The organism is Stenotrophomonas sp. 169, from assembly GCF_014621775.1.
Taxonomy (GTDB): domain Bacteria; phylum Pseudomonadota; class Gammaproteobacteria; order Xanthomonadales; family Xanthomonadaceae; genus Stenotrophomonas.
Genome location: NZ_CP061204.1, coordinates 2,460,831 through 2,475,660, shown reverse-complemented (window position 1 = coordinate 2,475,660; position 14,830 = coordinate 2,460,831). Strand labels below are relative to the sequence as shown.

20 protein-coding genes and 1 tRNA gene are annotated in these 14,830 nt (G+C 60.9%); 10 read left to right on the top strand and 11 right to left on the bottom strand.

All coding sequences use genetic code 11. The features are described 5' to 3' along the window. Positions 1–24: 24 nt before the first annotated feature. Both ICJ04_RS10645 and ICJ04_RS10640 read right to left on the bottom strand, forming a co-directional pair. Positions 25–792: an SDR family oxidoreductase gene (locus tag ICJ04_RS10645; protein WP_188324241.1), complete on the bottom strand. Its 768-nt coding sequence runs from the start codon at positions 790–792 to the stop codon at positions 25–27. Between the two features lie 123 nt (positions 793–915). Then, positions 916–2,448 (bottom strand): aldehyde dehydrogenase family protein, encoded by a 1,533-nt coding sequence (locus ICJ04_RS10640; RefSeq protein ID WP_188324240.1) that lies wholly within the window; start codon positions 2,446–2,448, stop codon positions 916–918. Between the two features lie 422 nt (positions 2,449–2,870). On the opposite strand from ICJ04_RS10640, the gene ICJ04_RS10635 reads away from it, so the two are divergent. From ICJ04_RS10635 to ICJ04_RS10625, 3 genes are all read left to right on the top strand, one after another. Then, positions 2,871–2,947 (top strand) — tRNA-Arg (locus ICJ04_RS10635). 254 nt (positions 2,948–3,201) lie between these two features. Then, entirely contained in the window at positions 3,202–4,980 is a 1,779-nt protein-coding gene (locus ICJ04_RS10630) for an ATP-binding protein (RefSeq protein WP_188324239.1), read from the top strand. A 13-nt stretch (positions 4,981–4,993) separates the two neighbouring features. Beyond that, positions 4,994–6,031: a DNA cytosine methyltransferase gene (locus tag ICJ04_RS10625; protein ID WP_188324238.1), complete on the top strand. Its 1,038-nt coding sequence runs from the start codon at positions 4,994–4,996 to the stop codon at positions 6,029–6,031. A 55-nt stretch (positions 6,032–6,086) separates the two neighbouring features. Here the strand turns inward: ICJ04_RS10625 and ICJ04_RS10620 are convergent, their stop codons facing one another. The 5 genes from ICJ04_RS10620 to ICJ04_RS10600 form a co-directional block, all read right to left on the bottom strand. Next, positions 6,087–7,076, bottom strand: coding sequence for a tyrosine-type recombinase/integrase (locus tag ICJ04_RS10620; protein WP_188324237.1), 990 nt, complete (start codon positions 7,074–7,076; stop codon positions 6,087–6,089). A 394-nt stretch (positions 7,077–7,470) separates the two neighbouring features. Then, a complete protein-coding gene (locus tag ICJ04_RS10615; protein WP_188324236.1) occupies positions 7,471–7,935 on the bottom strand; it encodes a hypothetical protein in 465 nt (154 codons plus the stop codon). After that, on the bottom strand, positions 7,932–8,243 hold the full coding sequence (locus tag ICJ04_RS10610; RefSeq protein WP_223202854.1) for a DNA cytosine methyltransferase: 312 nt from the start codon (positions 8,241–8,243) through the stop codon (positions 7,932–7,934). The genes ICJ04_RS10615 and ICJ04_RS10610 overlap by 4 nt, the downstream gene beginning before the upstream one ends. Beyond that, a complete protein-coding gene (locus tag ICJ04_RS10605; protein ID WP_188324235.1) occupies positions 8,224–8,451 on the bottom strand; it encodes a hypothetical protein in 228 nt (75 codons plus the stop codon). The genes ICJ04_RS10610 and ICJ04_RS10605 overlap by 20 nt, the downstream gene beginning before the upstream one ends. Positions 8,452–8,461: 10 nt before the next feature. Continuing rightward, positions 8,462–8,626 carry a KTSC domain-containing protein gene (locus ICJ04_RS10600; RefSeq protein WP_240008878.1) on the bottom strand — a complete coding sequence of 55 codons (165 nt, stop codon included), beginning with the start codon at positions 8,624–8,626 and terminating at the stop codon, positions 8,462–8,464. A gap of 25 nt (positions 8,627–8,651) precedes the next feature. Between ICJ04_RS10600 and ICJ04_RS10595 the strand changes: the two genes are divergently transcribed. Both ICJ04_RS10595 and ICJ04_RS10590 read left to right on the top strand, forming a co-directional pair. Beyond that, the gene (locus tag ICJ04_RS10595; protein WP_188324234.1) at positions 8,652–9,068 is read left to right on the top strand and encodes a hypothetical protein; all 417 of its coding nucleotides are present in this window, start codon (positions 8,652–8,654) and stop codon (positions 9,066–9,068) included. Further along, a complete protein-coding gene (locus ICJ04_RS10590) occupies positions 9,065–9,469 on the top strand; it encodes a recombination protein NinB (protein WP_188324233.1) in 405 nt (134 codons plus the stop codon). Before ICJ04_RS10595 ends, ICJ04_RS10590 begins: the two co-directional genes overlap by 4 nt. Positions 9,470–9,492: 23 nt before the next feature. Here the strand turns inward: ICJ04_RS10590 and ICJ04_RS10585 are convergent, their stop codons facing one another. Further along, on the bottom strand, positions 9,493–10,170 hold the full coding sequence (locus ICJ04_RS10585; RefSeq protein WP_188324232.1) for a hypothetical protein: 678 nt from the start codon (positions 10,168–10,170) through the stop codon (positions 9,493–9,495). A 56-nt stretch (positions 10,171–10,226) separates the two neighbouring features. Between ICJ04_RS10585 and ICJ04_RS10580 the strand changes: the two genes are divergently transcribed. The 5 genes from ICJ04_RS10580 (at position 10,227) to ICJ04_RS10560 (ending at position 12,431) form a co-directional block, all read left to right on the top strand. Next, positions 10,227–10,535: a hypothetical protein gene (locus ICJ04_RS10580; protein WP_188324231.1), complete on the top strand. Its 309-nt coding sequence runs from the start codon at positions 10,227–10,229 to the stop codon at positions 10,533–10,535. Next, positions 10,532–10,972: a RusA family crossover junction endodeoxyribonuclease gene (locus ICJ04_RS10575; protein WP_188324230.1), complete on the top strand. Its 441-nt coding sequence runs from the start codon at positions 10,532–10,534 to the stop codon at positions 10,970–10,972. Before ICJ04_RS10580 ends, ICJ04_RS10575 begins: the two co-directional genes overlap by 4 nt. Then, complete coding sequence (locus ICJ04_RS10570) at positions 10,969–11,205, top strand: hypothetical protein (RefSeq protein WP_188324229.1); 237 nt, start codon at positions 10,969–10,971, stop codon at positions 11,203–11,205. The genes ICJ04_RS10575 and ICJ04_RS10570 overlap by 4 nt, the downstream gene beginning before the upstream one ends. Next, a complete protein-coding gene (locus tag ICJ04_RS10565) occupies positions 11,198–11,911 on the top strand; it encodes a hypothetical protein (RefSeq protein ID WP_188324228.1) in 714 nt (237 codons plus the stop codon). Before ICJ04_RS10570 ends, ICJ04_RS10565 begins: the two co-directional genes overlap by 8 nt. Before the next feature lie 232 nt (positions 11,912–12,143). Beyond that, complete coding sequence (locus ICJ04_RS10560) at positions 12,144–12,431, top strand: hypothetical protein (RefSeq protein ID WP_188324227.1); 288 nt, start codon at positions 12,144–12,146, stop codon at positions 12,429–12,431. A gap of 220 nt (positions 12,432–12,651) precedes the next feature. Here the strand turns inward: ICJ04_RS10560 and ICJ04_RS10555 are convergent, their stop codons facing one another. The 3 genes from ICJ04_RS10555 to ICJ04_RS10545 form a co-directional block, all read right to left on the bottom strand. Beyond that, on the bottom strand, positions 12,652–12,825 hold the full coding sequence (locus ICJ04_RS10555; RefSeq protein WP_223202853.1) for a hypothetical protein: 174 nt from the start codon (positions 12,823–12,825) through the stop codon (positions 12,652–12,654). A gap of 96 nt (positions 12,826–12,921) precedes the next feature. Beyond that, positions 12,922–13,698: a hypothetical protein gene (locus ICJ04_RS10550; RefSeq protein WP_188324226.1), complete on the bottom strand. Its 777-nt coding sequence runs from the start codon at positions 13,696–13,698 to the stop codon at positions 12,922–12,924. After that, entirely contained in the window at positions 13,695–14,087 is a 393-nt protein-coding gene (locus ICJ04_RS10545) for a hypothetical protein (protein WP_188324225.1), read from the bottom strand. Before ICJ04_RS10545 ends, ICJ04_RS10550 begins: the two co-directional genes overlap by 4 nt. Positions 14,088–14,830: the final 743 nt, after the last annotated feature.

The following is a 14,830-nucleotide window of genomic DNA, read 5'->3' as shown; positions in this document are numbered from 1 at the left end:
CCGCTGGCGGACAAAGCCCCCTGCTCAGCCCATCAGTACCTGGCCGCCATCGACGTTGAGTACGTGGCCGGTGATCCAGCGCGCCAGCGGCGAGCACAGGAAGAGGGCGGCGTTGGCGATCTCTGCGGGCTCGCCGAAGCGGCCGAACGGGATGCGGGCGAGGGTGCCGTGGTACAGCGCAGGATCTTCCACGCGACGGCGATCCCACAGGCCGTCTTCGAACTCGATCGAGCCCGGCGCAATGGCATTGACCCGGATGCGGTCTGCGGCCAGCGCCAGCGCTTGGCTGGTGGTGTAGTGCGAAAGCGCCGCCTTCGCGGCGGCATACGGTGCGCCGCCCGGGCGCGGCATCTGCGCGGCGATCGAGGACAGGTTGAGGATGCAGGCGTCGGCCGATTCCCGCAGCCAGGGCAGGGCGAGGCGCGATGCCCGTACCGCCGCCATCAGGTCGACCTGCAGGCTGGCGGCCCACCCGTCTTCATCATCAGCCATCCCGTAGCCGGTGGCATTGTTGACCAGCACATCGATGCCACCGAGAGCGTCGGCGGCAACCTGCAGCCAGTGGTCGATCTGCTCCAGGCGGGAAAGATCGGTTACGTGCGTGTGCAACGGGGTGCCTTGGGCTTGGGCATCGGCCCGGAGGGCGTCGAGCCCGGCCTGGCCGCGTGCGCAGACCGACACCGAGGCACCGGCAGCGGCGAAGGCCAGGGCCATGCAGCGGCCGATGCCCTTGCTGCCGCCGGCGATGACCACCCGGCGGCCGGTGAAATCAAGGCGAGGAGCATCCGACATGAAGGGGCTTCCCTGTAGCGCCGAGCCACGCTCGGCGGTGTGCCGGTCCGGTCGGGGATGCGCCGGATCGCGGCGTTGGGCAGGTAGTCGCCGAGCGGGGCTCGGCGCTACCCGGGTTTCCGGTTACAGGTCGAACTTGATGCCCTGGGCCAGCGGCAGCGAATCCGAATAGTTGATGGTGTTGGTCTGGCGGCGCATGTAGACCTTCCAGGCATCCGATCCCGATTCACGTCCACCACCGGTATCTTTCTCGCCACCGAAGGCGCCGCCGATTTCCGCACCGGACGTGCCGATGTTGATGTTGGCGATGCCGCAATCGCTGCCGGCTGCCGATAGGAAGCGCTCGGCGGTCTTCAGGTTGGTGGTGAAGATCGACGAGGACAGGCCCTGCGGCACGCCGTTCTGCATGTCGATCGCTTCGTCCAGCGTGCTGTACTTCATCACGTACAGGATCGGGGCGAAGGTCTCGTGCTGGACGACGTCGTCGCTGTTCTTCAGGCCGGTGACGATGGCCGGCAGTACGAAATTGCCGGCACGATCGATGCGCGTGCCGCCGGTCTGCACGGTGCCGCCGCTGGCCTTGGCCTTCTCGATCGAGGCCAGGAACTGCTGCACGGCGCCGTCGCTGTTGAGCGGGCCCATCAGGTTGGCCGGGTCGGTCGGATCGCCGATCTTGCCTTCCACTTGCTTGTACGCCTTGATCAGCGTGGCCAGCACGTCGTCATGGATGGATTCGTGCACGATCAACCGGCGCGTGGTGGTGCAGCGCTGGCCGGCGGTGCCGACCGCACCGAACACGATGCCCGGGATGGCCAGCTTCAGGTCGGCGGTTTCGTCCAGGATGATCGCGTTGTTGCCGCCCAGCTCCAGCAGGCAGCGGCCCAGGCGATGAGCGACCTTCTCGGCGACCGTACGGCCGACCTGGGTCGAACCGGTGAAGCTGATCAGCGGCACGCGCTTGTCGGCCACCATCTTCTGCGACAGCTCGGTGCCGGCATCGTTGATCAGGAAGAACAGGTCCGGGAACCCGCCCTCGCGCAGCGCTTCGTTGCAGATGCGCATGGAAGCGATGGCGGTCAGCGGGGTCTTGTTGGACGGCTTCCACAGGCAGATATCGCCGCAGATGGTGGCCAGGAACGAATTCCACGCCCACACCGCGACCGGGAAGTTGAACGCGCTGATGATGCCCACCAGGCCCAGCGGCTGGTACTGCTCGTACATCCGGTGGCCCGGACGCTCGGAGTGCATCGTGTAGCCATAGAGCATGCGGCTCTGGCCCACGGCGAAATCGGCGATGTCGATCATCTCCTGGACTTCGCCGTCGCCTTCCGGCTTGCTCTTGCCCATTTCCAAGGCGACCAGCGAACCCAGCGCGTCTTTGTTGGCGCGCAGCGCTTCGCCGCACAGGCGCACGGCTTCGCCACGGCGCGGTGCCGGGGTGGTGCGCCATGCCTTGAAGGCTTCCTGCGCGCGGGCCACGATGGTTTCGTAGTCGGCGTCGGTGGTGGCATGGACCTGGGCGATGGCTTCGCCCGTGGTCGGGTTCACCGGGGTGATCACACCGGCGTCGGTGGCCGTGGACCACTCCCCGTTGCCCAGGTACGTACCCGCGTTGATCGCATCCAGGCCCAAGGCCTTGAGCAGCTCGGAAGACATGCAGACTCCTGTTTCATCATGTTGTTCTGGTGCCGCCGCGGCACGGGATGCCGGCGGCGAGCTAAGCCGATGATGGTAGCAGAGGGGCCGGCGGGGGCATGGTGCGGTGCGGTGGGGCGTGACGACGTCACCGCGCCTCATTGCCCCTGTGTTATCACGTCACTGGTAGCGCCGAGCCATGCTCGGCGGGATTCGCCTGCGCCATTGGGCCCGCATCGGATGACCATTCAGGCTGCTTTCGATGAAAACACGATGCACTGGCGGGTTCGATCTGTTCGACAGACCGCAGGTGATCACGCATGGCGTGGGACCGGCATGTAATTGGACGGGCTGGGCAGGAGCCGTCAGCATGAAGAGCTGCCCGCGAGCCGTCAGAGGTAGTGCTGCCCGCCGCCACGCTGTATCCTTCACACCCTCGATCTGGCCCCGTAGCTCAGCTGGATAGAGCGTCCCCCTCCTAAGGGGAAGGTCGCCCGTTCGAATCGGGCCGGGGTCACCAGAATCAATGACTTAGCGCGCTATGAGCAGGAGTCTTCTGCTCTATTCTGCCGTGTTTCGTATCCGATCTGGCACAGTTGGCACAGCGTGTTAGGTGACGCCCGCGCATTCGCCCCGTACCTTTGGGCGCCTTCCTAGCTCCAAGCGAGCGCGCACCAAATGACGGCCTGCTGAAGTGGCGTGCGGCACCGTTAGTGGCGGTGTCTTTCACGCTATGCTCACCTGTCGAAGACAAGTCAAGGATGGAGGGGTCAGATGGATTTGGAAGCAGAGATCGCAACGCTGGTCAAGGTCGTAGGCGGCTTCAAGCCTGGGAAGCCTCTTGAAGGATTCATCACCCATATCCGATTCCCTCAGTTCAAAAGCCTTGAATCCAATGCGACCGTAAAGTTCGATTTTCCGTTTACCGCTCTGGTCGGCCCAAATGGAGTCGGGAAAACCTCCGTCCTGCATGCGCTATACGGCGCGCCTTTTGGCCAATCAACTGCTCAGTTCTGGTTTGCAACCGACCTGGATCCAATTGCGGGAACTAGAACGAACCCGCAGAGATTTATCTATGGCCACTGGAATGCATCATTCAACGGGGTAGTAGAGACGCGAAAAGCCCGGCTTGGCAAGGCTAGAGACTACGACTATTGGGAGCCTTATCGGTCGAGCAAGGCTGATGGCATGAGCGACATGCCTAAGGGTAAGTACGACGGTATGTCCAAGGATCGTTGGAACCCCGTCCGAAGAGACGTCGTCTACATTAACCTCAAGATGTCCTTCGGTTCGTTTGACCGATACTTCTACATGGATCAGGGAGGAAGCTTAGGAGATCGCCGGGCGGTAATGCTACGCGAGGCTAAGCGGCTCAAGCGAATTAAAGACACCGGGGCTACGTCGTACTCCCTCGGTGGGCGTGAGCGAGTGTTCGGCAATAGGCTTTTGACAAAAAGCGAGCTTGACGCGGTTTGTCTAATCCTGGGGCGAAAATACGACAGTGCAAGGGTGATCGAGCACTCGCTATACCCAAAGAATCGCGGCAAGGATATGACGGTAGTCTTCAATCGTGGATTCGAGTATTCAGAGGCTTTCGCCGGAACTGGCGAGGTTTCCGCGGTTAGCGTTGTCATGAAGGTTGTGGGTGCGAAACCAAACTCTCTGATCCTCCTGGATGAGCCGGAAACGTCTCTGCATCCAGGGGCGCAGCGAGCGCTTCTGAAGTTCCTGCTCGATCAAATCAAAATTCACAAGCACCAGATCGTGGTTTCAACACACTCGGCGGATCTTTTGGAGGGGTTGCCAGACTCTGCGATCTGTGTTTTTGAAGACAATGGCGAGGGTAAGGCGCGGGTTATCAACGGGTGCTCTCCCCTTGTGGCACTTCATCGAATCGGAAGGGCGCCAGCGGGGAAGATCCGCGTGTTGGTTGAAGATCCAATGGCCCAGATGCTGGTTGAAAAAGCGATTGAGTCCTTGGACGACGGCGAGCGGGCAATCGTGGAAGTCCGTGTGGCGCCTGGCGGTGCTGAGGCAATGTTCGTACATCATGGCCCCGGTGCAATGCTCACGGGAGATGATGTCTATTTGCTTCTCGATGGAGACAAGCGGAAGGTGGATTGTTTCTCCGACCCCGCAGGCATTGCTCCAGCGAGGTATTCAACGCTTCCAGCTCTGCTCGAGAAGGAATTGGGTGCCAAGCCTAAGTTCTTGCTGGCCGGAGGAAATGACGAAGATGGTAGGGCTCGCGCCGAGATTGCCGCTCATCTGAATTATTTGACGTGGATTGGAGAAAGGCTGCGCTATCTGCCCAAGCTCTGTCCTGAGCAAATTATCATCGACGGATTCCCTGCTTGGAAGTGCGCGGTTCCTAAAACCTCTGAGGATTCTAAAAAAATACTGGCCGAGGCTTTGGCATGCGGCGTCGAAGTTACCTCGCAAGACGTTCTCGTGCTTGCCAAGGTCGCAATAGGGCAGTTGGCCAAGGACAACCCGGATCTTGCTACAATAAGAGCATATCTGGCGGCTTGGATTCAGGGCCGCCGGCGATGACCGAGGCGCGAATATGAAGCACTGTGACAAGGCGGAGCTTTTGACTACTGCTATTGATTTGTTCAGCGGGTGCGGCGGCCTGAGCCTCGGTCTGCGTCAAGCTGGCTATGATGTAGTCGCTGCCGTTGAAGTCGATGCGAAGGCTCAAGAGACATATCGTCTCAACCACCCTGACGTAAAGTTGTGCTCGACAGACATCCGCGAACTAGACCCCTCACAGCTACGAGAAGAGCTGGGCCTTCGTGTTGGTGAGCTCACGCTCCTAGCAGGCTGCCCGCCATGTCAGGGTTTCTCGAGATTGCGCACAAGGAACAAGGTTGCGTCTATCGATGACCCCCGTAATAACCTAGTACTTGAGTTTCAGCGCTTCGCAGAGGCGTTCAGGCCTCAGAACGTGCTTCTGGAAAACGTTCCCTCGCTGCAAACAGATGCGCGGTTCCTAGCATTTGTGTCAAAGCTAGAGGGCATGGGCTACAAGTGCTTGGTAAAAGTCATTGATGCGGCCGATTACGGTGTTCCTCAGCGGCGTAAGCGTCTGATAATGCTTGCCTCCTTGATGGGGACACCGGTGCTTCCTGAGCCCGTGGCGGAGCGCTGCACGGTAAGAATGGCGTTGAGAGGCGTGGTCGAGCCAGGCGATATCGACGATCCATTGCACTCGGTCCCGGAAAATCGATCCGATGCAGTGCGGAGGATAATTGAATTGATCCCGAAGGATGGCGGAAGTCGTCGCGATTTGCCGGAGAGCTTGGTACTTGAGTGTCACAAGAAAAGCAGTGGATTTAGTGATGTATACGGACGCATGGCATGGGACAAGGTTGCTCCTACCATAACAAGTGGTTGCCATAACCCATCGAAGGGTCGATTTCTACACCCGGAGGCAAATCGCACAATAACCTTGCGCGAAGCCGCCCTGCTTCAGGGCTTCCCGCCTGACTACCAGTTTGTTGTAGGCCATGGAAAGGAGTCGATAGCGTTGATGATTGGCAATGCGCTTCCACCGCCACTGATTGCAGCTCATGCAGGCAGTTTTATTTCGAAGGTGTTGTAAGCACCATCGAAATGGCGGGGCCGATCTGCACTGCTTCCTCTATGTACCTTAGCGATTAGAAACGTAGGAGCTTGACCGCGCGGTCATTTCCTTCTGGAGTCAAGTGAGCGTAGTACTTCTCCGTGGTGGCGTAGTCCGCGTGGCCGGCCAGCACTTGCACACGACGCAGAGGAACGCCTGCCATAACCATGTGGGCGCAGAAGGTGTGGCGTAGCCTGTGCAGGTGACCGCCAACGCCCGCCATCTCGGAGTCCTTCTTGAACCAGTCCGACACCGTGTCCTTGTGCACGGTCACTAGTGGATCAGGCAGGTGCCGCAGTGCCCACCTTGCATATCGGTTAAGCGGAACCTCCCGCCACTTGCCGGACTTGGTACGGCCGGCGCCGGTCTCATCTGGATCGCTTTCCACCAGGAGGCGGCTGCCAACAACAGACGCCTTCTCCAGGCCGATGATCTCACCACGGCGGAGCCCCGTGTGTGCCATGAACATCCAGAGCGGTGCGCGCGTCGGGTTCGCCCGGTAAAGGCGGCGCATAGCGGCCCGGTCGTAGAATTTAACGGCGACGCTGCGCACGCCCCTGGGCGCTTTGACTGCTGCCATCGGGTTTACATCCAGTTCCTTCCACTCCATGCCGCGGTTGAAGGCCGCCTTGAGCCTGCGGATCTCTTTGCCGAGCGTCTCTTTTGCCGCCTTGTCGTCCAGCAGCCTGGAGCGCTTGTACTGCTCCACCTCGACCGCGCGGATGCTGTCGATCGGCCGGTAGCCGAAGCGCTCGATAAAGCGCTTCATCTCGCTCCGTGCTTTCGAGATCGTGGTGGGGTGCTCGGCGGCGTACCAGTCCAGATACCATTCCAGGTAGTCCCGGACCTTCGGGAGGCGTGCGAGGATCCGAACCCCGTGGGTCAGCTCGGCTTCTTTCGCGCTACGTACTCCCTCCGCCTCACGGGCGCTAAGTTGCCCAATGGACCGACGAAAGCGCTCACCGCCCTCGACCCAGTCGATGTAGGCCTTTGTGCCTCGCCAGTAGAGTCGGACCTTCGCCATTCTTCAGCACCTTGGATCGCGGCATAGAGCGCCGCCTTTTCGTACAGCTGCTTCCCCATGAAGCGTCGCGGCGTCAGGCCGTAGCTCAGGGCGTTCTTGCGGAACTGGCTGTTGGAAACGCCGCAGTAGTGCGCGGCTTCCTCAACCGTCAGCCAATCCTTTCCGGATAGGTCTAGATTTTCAGCCGCTCCCACTCGGTTCTCCTTTGCGCCTGTAGGGCGCCATGATCCGTTCGACCTCTGTTTCGTTGCCGTTGACCAGTGCAATCAGCGCCAGGCCTCGCGCTTCCCAAAGCCGCACGACCCCTTTCCGTGCGCGCGTCAGGTTCACTCCCGAGCGCCGGGCTAGCTCGTGGCCAACTTCCCGGTGGTCGAGCGCTTCTGTCTTAACCAGGTCAGCCATCGCTCACGGCCTTGCGATCTATCAGGGCCAGCGCATCGCGGAACTGGCTGCGAATGTTCACGCCGAACGCGTGGAGCTCGTTGCGGGAATACCCATCAACCGACGCGCAGCAGACACAGAGTGCCTCGGCGGCCTGTAGTGCCGCGCGCACGGGCGCGAGTTCAACTGTTTGCGCGGGTGGCGCGTGCTGCGCCAGCAACTCAAGGATGGTGCAAGCATCCTTGAAGTCGCCCATGTACCCGGTCAGGTCCGGATCGTCCTCCCACATGTAGAGCACGCCGGCGGCGCTGCGCAGCGTAGCGGCTTCCGACACCTGCCTCACCGGTTCGGCGGCTACCAAATTGATCAGTGCGACCAAGTCGGTGATGCCAGCGCCGGCCTCTCCATAGAGCTTGGTGGCGATGGCCTGCACCAGGTCGGCGGCGGTCTTGCCCGCCATGGTGTTCTGCTGGTTCATGCGGCGATCCTCAGGTCTGCTTCGGCCGGGTCCAGATTGGCCTCGGCGAGTGCGAAAAGCGGCGGAGGGCTGACGCTGTTGCCGACCATGCGGACCTGCGCAGTGGTCTTCAGCGGTGTGCCGTTGGCAGTGCGATCGATGATGTAGCTCAGCGGGAAGCCCTGTGCGCGGAACAGCTCATGAGGCTTGAGCATGCGCAGACCGATATCCACGATGACGTAGGGGGTGCCCTTGATCAGCACGGTGACCAGCGCGAGGCGGTCCTTTGTGGTGACGGTGTCGAGCGGGTTACGGCATCGCGCGGTCATGGACCTTCCAGAACATGTCCTTCAGTTCCTGCGGGAGGTCGGTACGTGCGCGGCATGCCAAGAACGCGCGTTCGACGATCAGCCCTGCTTCCGAAGCGTCGGCGTTGCCAACGGCTGCCGTGATCGCGCGCTTCTTGCATTCGTCGATAAGCTCTTTGTCGGAAAACTCATCGAGGTCGACGTCGACCTCCACAGTCACGTACGGCATGGCGATCTCCTCAGGCAGCCAGGGCGGATTCGTCAACCTTGGTGAAGGGGTACTTGGCGGCCTGGTCTTTGATGTGGGCGCCGAAGTGCTTGCCCTTCGACTCGGCTGCCTGGAAGGCTGCGAAGTCCTCGGTGGTGAAGTTGGCGTAGTGGTACAGGCTGCCCGGGCCGACCACGCCGCCCTTGCGGCTGGTGAAGCGGATGGCCAGCCGCTCGGATTTCCTTGCTGATCGGAAGAAGCCGTTCCGCGCGGAACCTTCGAAAGGCCTTGGCCTGTACCGGTACTACATGGCCCCGAAAGGTTTGCTCCGTGCGTCCGAGATGCCTGCCGGCTGGGGCCTTCTGGAGGTTTCAGGGAGGCGCGTATTCCTGACCTCCGGCCACGAGCCGAAGACCTGGCACCAAGGTCACAACCCATGGGCATTCGAGCGCCGTTTCCACGAAGGCGAGATGCAGATGATGTTGTCGGCCATGGCTCGCATCAAGGTGCGCGTCGGTGCAGCGGAGTTCCATTCCATGCTTCAACAGCGGCTTATGCAGCCAGCGCCGCAACCCAGCACTCGCGCGGCGGAAACCGCTGCCGCGTGGGCGGCCGTCCTTGCGGAGAAAGCAGCATGAGCGGAATCCAGCCTTCCGACTGGCAGGAGCGCGGCGAGGGCATGATGACGCCGAAGCAGCAGCGCATGCTCAACGCCATCTGCGGCGACTTAGCCGCTGGCCTGTCCTGGCACGGCCAGCGCCTCACAAAGGACGACTGGCGGCACATGGTGGCCGGCACGATGCTGGGCTGGCGCCTGATGCCGGCGATTGACCGGGGGCAGGGCGCCCCTGGTCACATCATGCTGGGCGGATCCAGCATGAAGCTGACGAAGTCACTCGCCTGCGACGCCATCACTGTGCTGGTGCACATTGGGGACCACCCGGAAGAGCAGGGCATGCATGCGCGGCCGGTGCGCTGGTCGGACACGGTGCTGCTCGGGCTGGGGCACAACCCGCGCGACTTCGCGGAGGCAGCATGACTAGCTGCGGGACATGCAATATTTCAGAGAGGTTTTGGTTCTCTGGGGCGCAAGGCGTCGATTTTTACTCCCACCTCTGCCGCGAGATCACGAATATTACGGCAGGTCCTTACCAGCGTTACAAATTCTTGCTGGGCATGCCGGTTTGCTGGAGATCCGGGCGCTGGGTACAGGGCCAAGTACTCTTCGACGCCGACTACGACCGCAATTATCAGTACATCCAAGGCTTCGAGCTGGATGTGCAGTTCGTCGCTGACGATCACGTCAGTATGTGCGAGCCGCGCTTCAGGCAAAGCTTTTCGAAACTGGATGAGGATTCTACGGTAGGTGTAGACAGTCGTTGGTCGTCGGCGGAACAAGTCATGGCTCTTGCCAACCATGATCTCTGCGGCGTGGTACGCGAATCTGCACGCATTTACTCCGCTTCTCAGCTTGGTCCACCGCGCTGTATCGGTGTGAAACTCGCGCATTCTCTGCAGGTGAGCATCTTGCAGCTTCAACTTTCCGGAGTTAATCGCAATCTTGTTCGCTGCGTACCCAACTGTGAGCGTGGCGGCGACTGCAGCCCAGCCGTAACCGGTTGCTCCCGTGATGAGCTCAAAGAGCGTTGCGTGACCCAGGACAATGATTCCGGCAAACAGAGTTCCGCCTGCGAAAGCGAGGGTGGCCACGATGATGCTGTCGCGATGATGTCTTTCCAAGGGCAAAGCCTCCATGTTTGCGAGCAGCGATTTTACAGCTTCGGCGGGAGGTGCTGATGCACAGTAACTACCGCGATCGCGCCCTGCTGGACGCCGTATACCAGGTCGAGTGCACCCTGCAGATCGAGAATTGTTGCGAAGGCGGCTTCGGCGAGCCCGCGCACAGCAACCAGAGCCGGCACGGCAAGGGTGGCGGGCTCAAGGCGCATGACTGCTTCGTGGCGGCAGGCTGCAGGGCATGCCACCGCGAGCTGGACCAAGGGCGGCGTTTCACCCGCGAGGAGAAGGCCGAGATCTGGCAGCGAGGGCACGAGCGCACGATGCTGGCCCTGTGGCAGATGGGCATGATCCAGGTGGCCGCATGAGCATCCGCATTGTGGTCTACGGCTCGCCAGCGCCGCAGGGCAGCAAGTCGTTCAAGGGGCTGGCCAAGAGCGGCCGGGCGATTCTTGCCGAGTCGTCGAAGAAGGTCAGGCCGTGGAGACAGGACGTCAAAGCTGCGGCGGAGCAGGTCCGTGCGCAGCTAGGCCTCGCGCTGCTGGATGAGCCTCTTCGCGTCCGGATGACCTTCACCCTGCCCAAGCCGACCAGTGCCTCGAAGCGCCGCGTGACGCTGCCCAGCAAGCTGCCCGATCTGTCCAAGCTGGTGCGTTGCACCGAGGACGCCATCACCGATGCGGGCGTCTGGCGCGATGACGCCAGGGTAGTGGAGTGCACCGCTGCGAAGCGTTACCCCGGCGAGGGCGCGGACGCTCTCGATGCGCCGGGTTGCGTGATCGAGATCGAGCGGCTGTTGCCATGACCGCGCCGCGCTACAGCGAGGAGATCGGAGGACCCCGGCACTCAGTTCGCCTGGGCCTGCTGATCGCCTGCCGGGTTGCTGACAAGTACCGGCGCCGCCTCCCCACCGTCCAGGAGCTGATGGACGACTTCGGCATGCACCGAGCAACCGCATATCGCTGGCGCGCCACCCTTGCGGAAGCGCGCGGCATTTCTACCAACAGCAGTACCCCAGGAGAGAACACCCATGGTTGACCGCCGCGAGATGCTGGCCCGCCTGAACCCGCAGACCGTGCGCTTTGACGTGGGGCAGGGCGGAGGCGCGCCCAGCCTGACGACTTCCGATATCGCCGCCGCGCTGGGCATGGTGCCGGCCGGCCTTGGCCGCGAGGTAATGGAGGCGGTGTACCTGCCCGACGGCGCCATGCGCCACCGGCCGAAGCTCGCCGAGGCGGTGCTGGCCATTGTCCGGCCGGAGTTCACCCGCCGCGCGCGGGCGCTGGCTGAAGCGGAGGATGACCTGAGCTTCTCGAAGGAGATGGTCAGCCTCAGCCGGCGCAATCTGTCAGATGCCCAGCGACGGATACTTCGGGATCGGGAAGCTGCGGTGGTGCTGGCCCGGTCGCACGCCTGGCCGAAGAATACCTATCAGCACCTACCCCGGATGGTCGATGCTGTGGTGGCCGAACTGGCAAGCGGCAACCGCTGTCCGAACTGCAGGGGCACGGGGCTGGTCAACGAAAAGGGGTGTCCGGAGTGCAGGTGCACCGGCATCGAGCCGCTGCCGGACCGGCGCAGGGCGCTGGCCATTGACTGTGATCCGTCTGCCTATACGAAGCGGTGGAAGGGCGTTTTCGAGTGGTTGCTGACAGAGCTGCATCAGGAAAACGAGCTCGCTGCGCGCCAGCTTTCTCGCGCACTTGGTGCCGACTGGTTCCACGCTCAGCCCCGCGCTGCGTAGCTCTCGAAAGTATGGTGTTGCCGAGTCCATAGATTCGCCTGTAGATTTCCTACCATCGCGTGGTTTGGCCACCGGCCAACGATCGTTCACTACGGTGCAGGCCGAGTGCGAGGTCTTCGAGCATCGAAAGGCGGAAGATCTTCAGGTATTGGATTAGGCCGACAAAGTAATTAAAAGAATTTGATTAATCTAGTCGCCTAGATTATTCTATCATCTCTAACAGGAGATGATCATGTCTTTGCCGCAGGATAAGCGTCACCGTTCGGCCCTCATGAGCCGCGTTGAGAAGGCCTGGCTTCATGGCGTGAGCCATATCACATGGGCCGAAATGTACCTTTGGTTCGACGTCGAAAAGATCGCGAAGACCCCATATAGGGGAATAGCGGAAGCATTTGACGAGGTGACCAACGAAGATTCTCCGAGGGTCAGCTACATAGAAGGACGCGGTGGAATTCACCTCGTTGTCCATGAAACTCGAGGCCAACACAAGCTGTTGTCATTGGCTGAAGCGGCCGAATGACGAACGTCTGTTGAGCCCAAGCCCCGCCAAGTGCGGGGCTTTTTCGTTTACGCCCGTCACCCCGATCCGGATTGACACTCGCGCCCAGCCGGCAGTGGGGCGGGCACCCATGCCGAGACTGCCCTTCCTCCTGTGGGGGATAGTGACCAGGATGCGCTGGCGTGATCCGAGAATGGATATCCGGCGGGTACTGGTGGGACTGGAACTCCGCGAACCTGCCTTAGCCGACCAGCTGCAACAGCTCCGGGACGTTGTTGCGCGGCGAGTTCACGGCCCGGCTAACCCGGTATGCCTCCATCGCAGGGGGCTCGCTGGCCAGCAGTATCGCCATGGCGTCGTCGGGCTCGGCCGCCAGCCACTCATCGAACTGCCCATGTTTCAGCCAGGCAAGCATGTCACCCTGGTGCCGTCGGGCATGGGCGAGCAGCGGTACTGCAGATAGGGCCGGCCATGAAAGCCGGCCCCTTGTTCAAACTACTGAACTCCTAGGTCAACTCTTTATTCCTTGAGCGATCTGCAGCAGCAGCGCTTGGCCCTGCTCTATTCGATTACCTTCGTCGGTGTAAAGCGTCAAGGTGAAGGATCGCTGGGGTGTCACCCAGCGTAGTTCCGCCTGCCCTTTACCATCATCAGAACGAGATGCGGACGCGCGTGCTGGCGTTCCGTTTACATTTTCGTTGAGAGTTTCACGGAACAGCGTTATCACTCTCCCTGAAGCAATGTAATCATTCTCTTCAAGGATGATTACACCGACCTTCGGGACTCTGTAAGAGCGTGTTACTCCTGTCCATTTACCTTCCTTGATGCTTCCGGTTGGCTCTGTACTCAGGAGCTCGGCGGCGCCGATCGGAGTCCGGGAGATTTCAGCTGGCGCGTATCCAAGTAGCTGTCTGATTTCAGCGTCACTTCGCCGTGTATCAGCTAGGCGCCCAAGTACTTCGTCGGTTGATGGAATGGCGCTAGACGCAGCCTTCAGAGTACCCTTGCTTTGATTCGCTATCCCCCGCGCGACGCTGTCTTTAGCAGAGGCAGGGGCGTCCCATTCCGCAAGTGGAATGATGATCAGCTGGCCTTCTCTCGTTGCCGAACCACGCGCCATTTGAAAGTTTTTTTCCTCGGAACTTTTAAGCGCACGTTCTTTAAGCCAGTCCAGTGTCTCTTGATTTGCCGGCGCTTCTGGAGGCGTCGTATGTTGAGCGCAAACCAGGGTCGGCGTGAAAACGGAAATAAAAGTAAGAAAAACTATCCTTGATTTCATATCGATCACCACTCCGTAATATTACAATCAGTCGCGCTCGTGGCCTCCTGGCCGGATTCCACTATTTGGCCATTTGGGTCGACCACGAGCCAATAGTGGGTGCCATCCACCCGCAGCGTGCCTGGGTCTTCGATATCGCCAGCGTAGTACCGCCACTTTCCATAGCCGACATCAACAAGACTATGGAGAGGAATTGTGTTCCCAAGCTGAGTGTGTGTGCTCGTGACAGAGCCGTTGAACGGGCGCAACTGCGGCCTGTCATACGTGATGGACTCATTGACAATGCCGATTACGCAGTTGGCCCTGCTGATTGCTTTAACTTCAGCAAACGCGGGTGTCGAAAAAAAGAGTGTCAGTGAGATGAGGTAGGGTAGCGGCTTCGCTTTGTTCCTTTTCATTTCGCTCCTTATCGGCGATATCCTTCGCCGGAACTTGTCTACCACTCGTTGACTCTTGGGTGCTACCTTGATATCTGCAAAGTGGGAGGCGAGTCAAAAAACTCCCGGGCGTCTTTGATTGTTTCGAAAGAAGCTGTTCAGACGGTTGCGCGGCATACATCAAGGGGCGCACGAAAGGCACACGACCCGCGCAAATCCCTTGTGCCGTAACGGGATTGGATTCCAATGAACGGTATCCTCAGCCGCCGTTATCAGCTCGGCCTGCCGCACCGGTGATCTGCTCCGGCATTACGGCCAAGGCCTGCTGGAGGGCAACGTGGGGTAGAGCAGGGGGCGATCCTGCATCTCGGCTTGTTGGTCTGCCACTTCCGGTAACACGTGGGCCCACAGGTCGGCCAAGCAGGCCGGATCGTGGTGCCGCGCGATCAGGGCATGCACTCCGTACTCCAGCGCCCTGATGTATCCGCGCGAGGCTCGAGCTCGCAGGTAGTAAGGCGTTCGAGGATCTCGTCTGTGGTCTGGGTCATGCGGCATCTCGGGGAGGCTGGCCTCAATCCTACAACCTCAGTCAGCTGCCGTTGCCTGCGTATCGGCCACTGCGACGGCCCGGCCGGACAATGGGCCGATGACGAGAGAGCACGCAGGAAAGGCGCGCTGGGCGCGCGGCAAGGCGGAGGACTTGCATAGGCAGGCCCGGGAGCTGGAGCAGGACCGGAGCGGCGATTGGCAGGCAATGGCGCGCC

What these genes read in the sequence shown, in the direction of transcription:
- ICJ04_RS10645 (WP_188324241.1), bottom strand. Translation starts at nt 792, where the DNA reads ATGTCGGATGCTCCTCGCCTTGATTTCACCGGCCGCCGGGTGGTCATC.
- ICJ04_RS10640 (WP_188324240.1), bottom strand. Translation starts at nt 2,448, where the DNA reads ATGTCTTCCGAGCTGCTCAAGGCCTTGGGCCTGGATGCGATCAACGCG.
- ICJ04_RS10630 (WP_188324239.1), top strand. Translation starts at nt 3,202, where the DNA reads ATGGATTTGGAAGCAGAGATCGCAACGCTGGTCAAGGTCGTAGGCGGC.
- ICJ04_RS10625 (WP_188324238.1), top strand. Translation starts at nt 4,994, where the DNA reads ATGAAGCACTGTGACAAGGCGGAGCTTTTGACTACTGCTATTGATTTG.
- ICJ04_RS10620 (WP_188324237.1), bottom strand. Translation starts at nt 7,076, where the DNA reads ATGGCGAAGGTCCGACTCTACTGGCGAGGCACAAAGGCCTACATCGAC.
- ICJ04_RS10615 (WP_188324236.1), bottom strand. Translation starts at nt 7,935, where the DNA reads ATGAACCAGCAGAACACCATGGCGGGCAAGACCGCCGCCGACCTGGTG.
- ICJ04_RS10610 (WP_223202854.1), bottom strand. Translation starts at nt 8,243, where the DNA reads ATGACCGCGCGATGCCGTAACCCGCTCGACACCGTCACCACAAAGGAC.
- ICJ04_RS10605 (WP_188324235.1), bottom strand. Translation starts at nt 8,451, where the DNA reads ATGCCGTACGTGACTGTGGAGGTCGACGTCGACCTCGATGAGTTTTCC.
- ICJ04_RS10595 (WP_188324234.1), top strand. Translation starts at nt 8,652, where the DNA reads ATGGCCAGCCGCTCGGATTTCCTTGCTGATCGGAAGAAGCCGTTCCGC.
- ICJ04_RS10590 (WP_188324233.1), top strand. Translation starts at nt 9,065, where the DNA reads ATGAGCGGAATCCAGCCTTCCGACTGGCAGGAGCGCGGCGAGGGCATG.
- ICJ04_RS10580 (WP_188324231.1), top strand. Translation starts at nt 10,227, where the DNA reads ATGCACAGTAACTACCGCGATCGCGCCCTGCTGGACGCCGTATACCAG.
- ICJ04_RS10575 (WP_188324230.1), top strand. Translation starts at nt 10,532, where the DNA reads ATGAGCATCCGCATTGTGGTCTACGGCTCGCCAGCGCCGCAGGGCAGC.
- ICJ04_RS10570 (WP_188324229.1), top strand. Translation starts at nt 10,969, where the DNA reads ATGACCGCGCCGCGCTACAGCGAGGAGATCGGAGGACCCCGGCACTCA.
- ICJ04_RS10565 (WP_188324228.1), top strand. Translation starts at nt 11,198, where the DNA reads ATGGTTGACCGCCGCGAGATGCTGGCCCGCCTGAACCCGCAGACCGTG.
- ICJ04_RS10560 (WP_188324227.1), top strand. Translation starts at nt 12,144, where the DNA reads ATGTCTTTGCCGCAGGATAAGCGTCACCGTTCGGCCCTCATGAGCCGC.
- ICJ04_RS10555 (WP_223202853.1), bottom strand. Translation starts at nt 12,825, where the DNA reads ATGCTTGCCTGGCTGAAACATGGGCAGTTCGATGAGTGGCTGGCGGCC.
- ICJ04_RS10545 (WP_188324225.1), bottom strand. Translation starts at nt 14,087, where the DNA reads ATGAAAAGGAACAAAGCGAAGCCGCTACCCTACCTCATCTCACTGACA.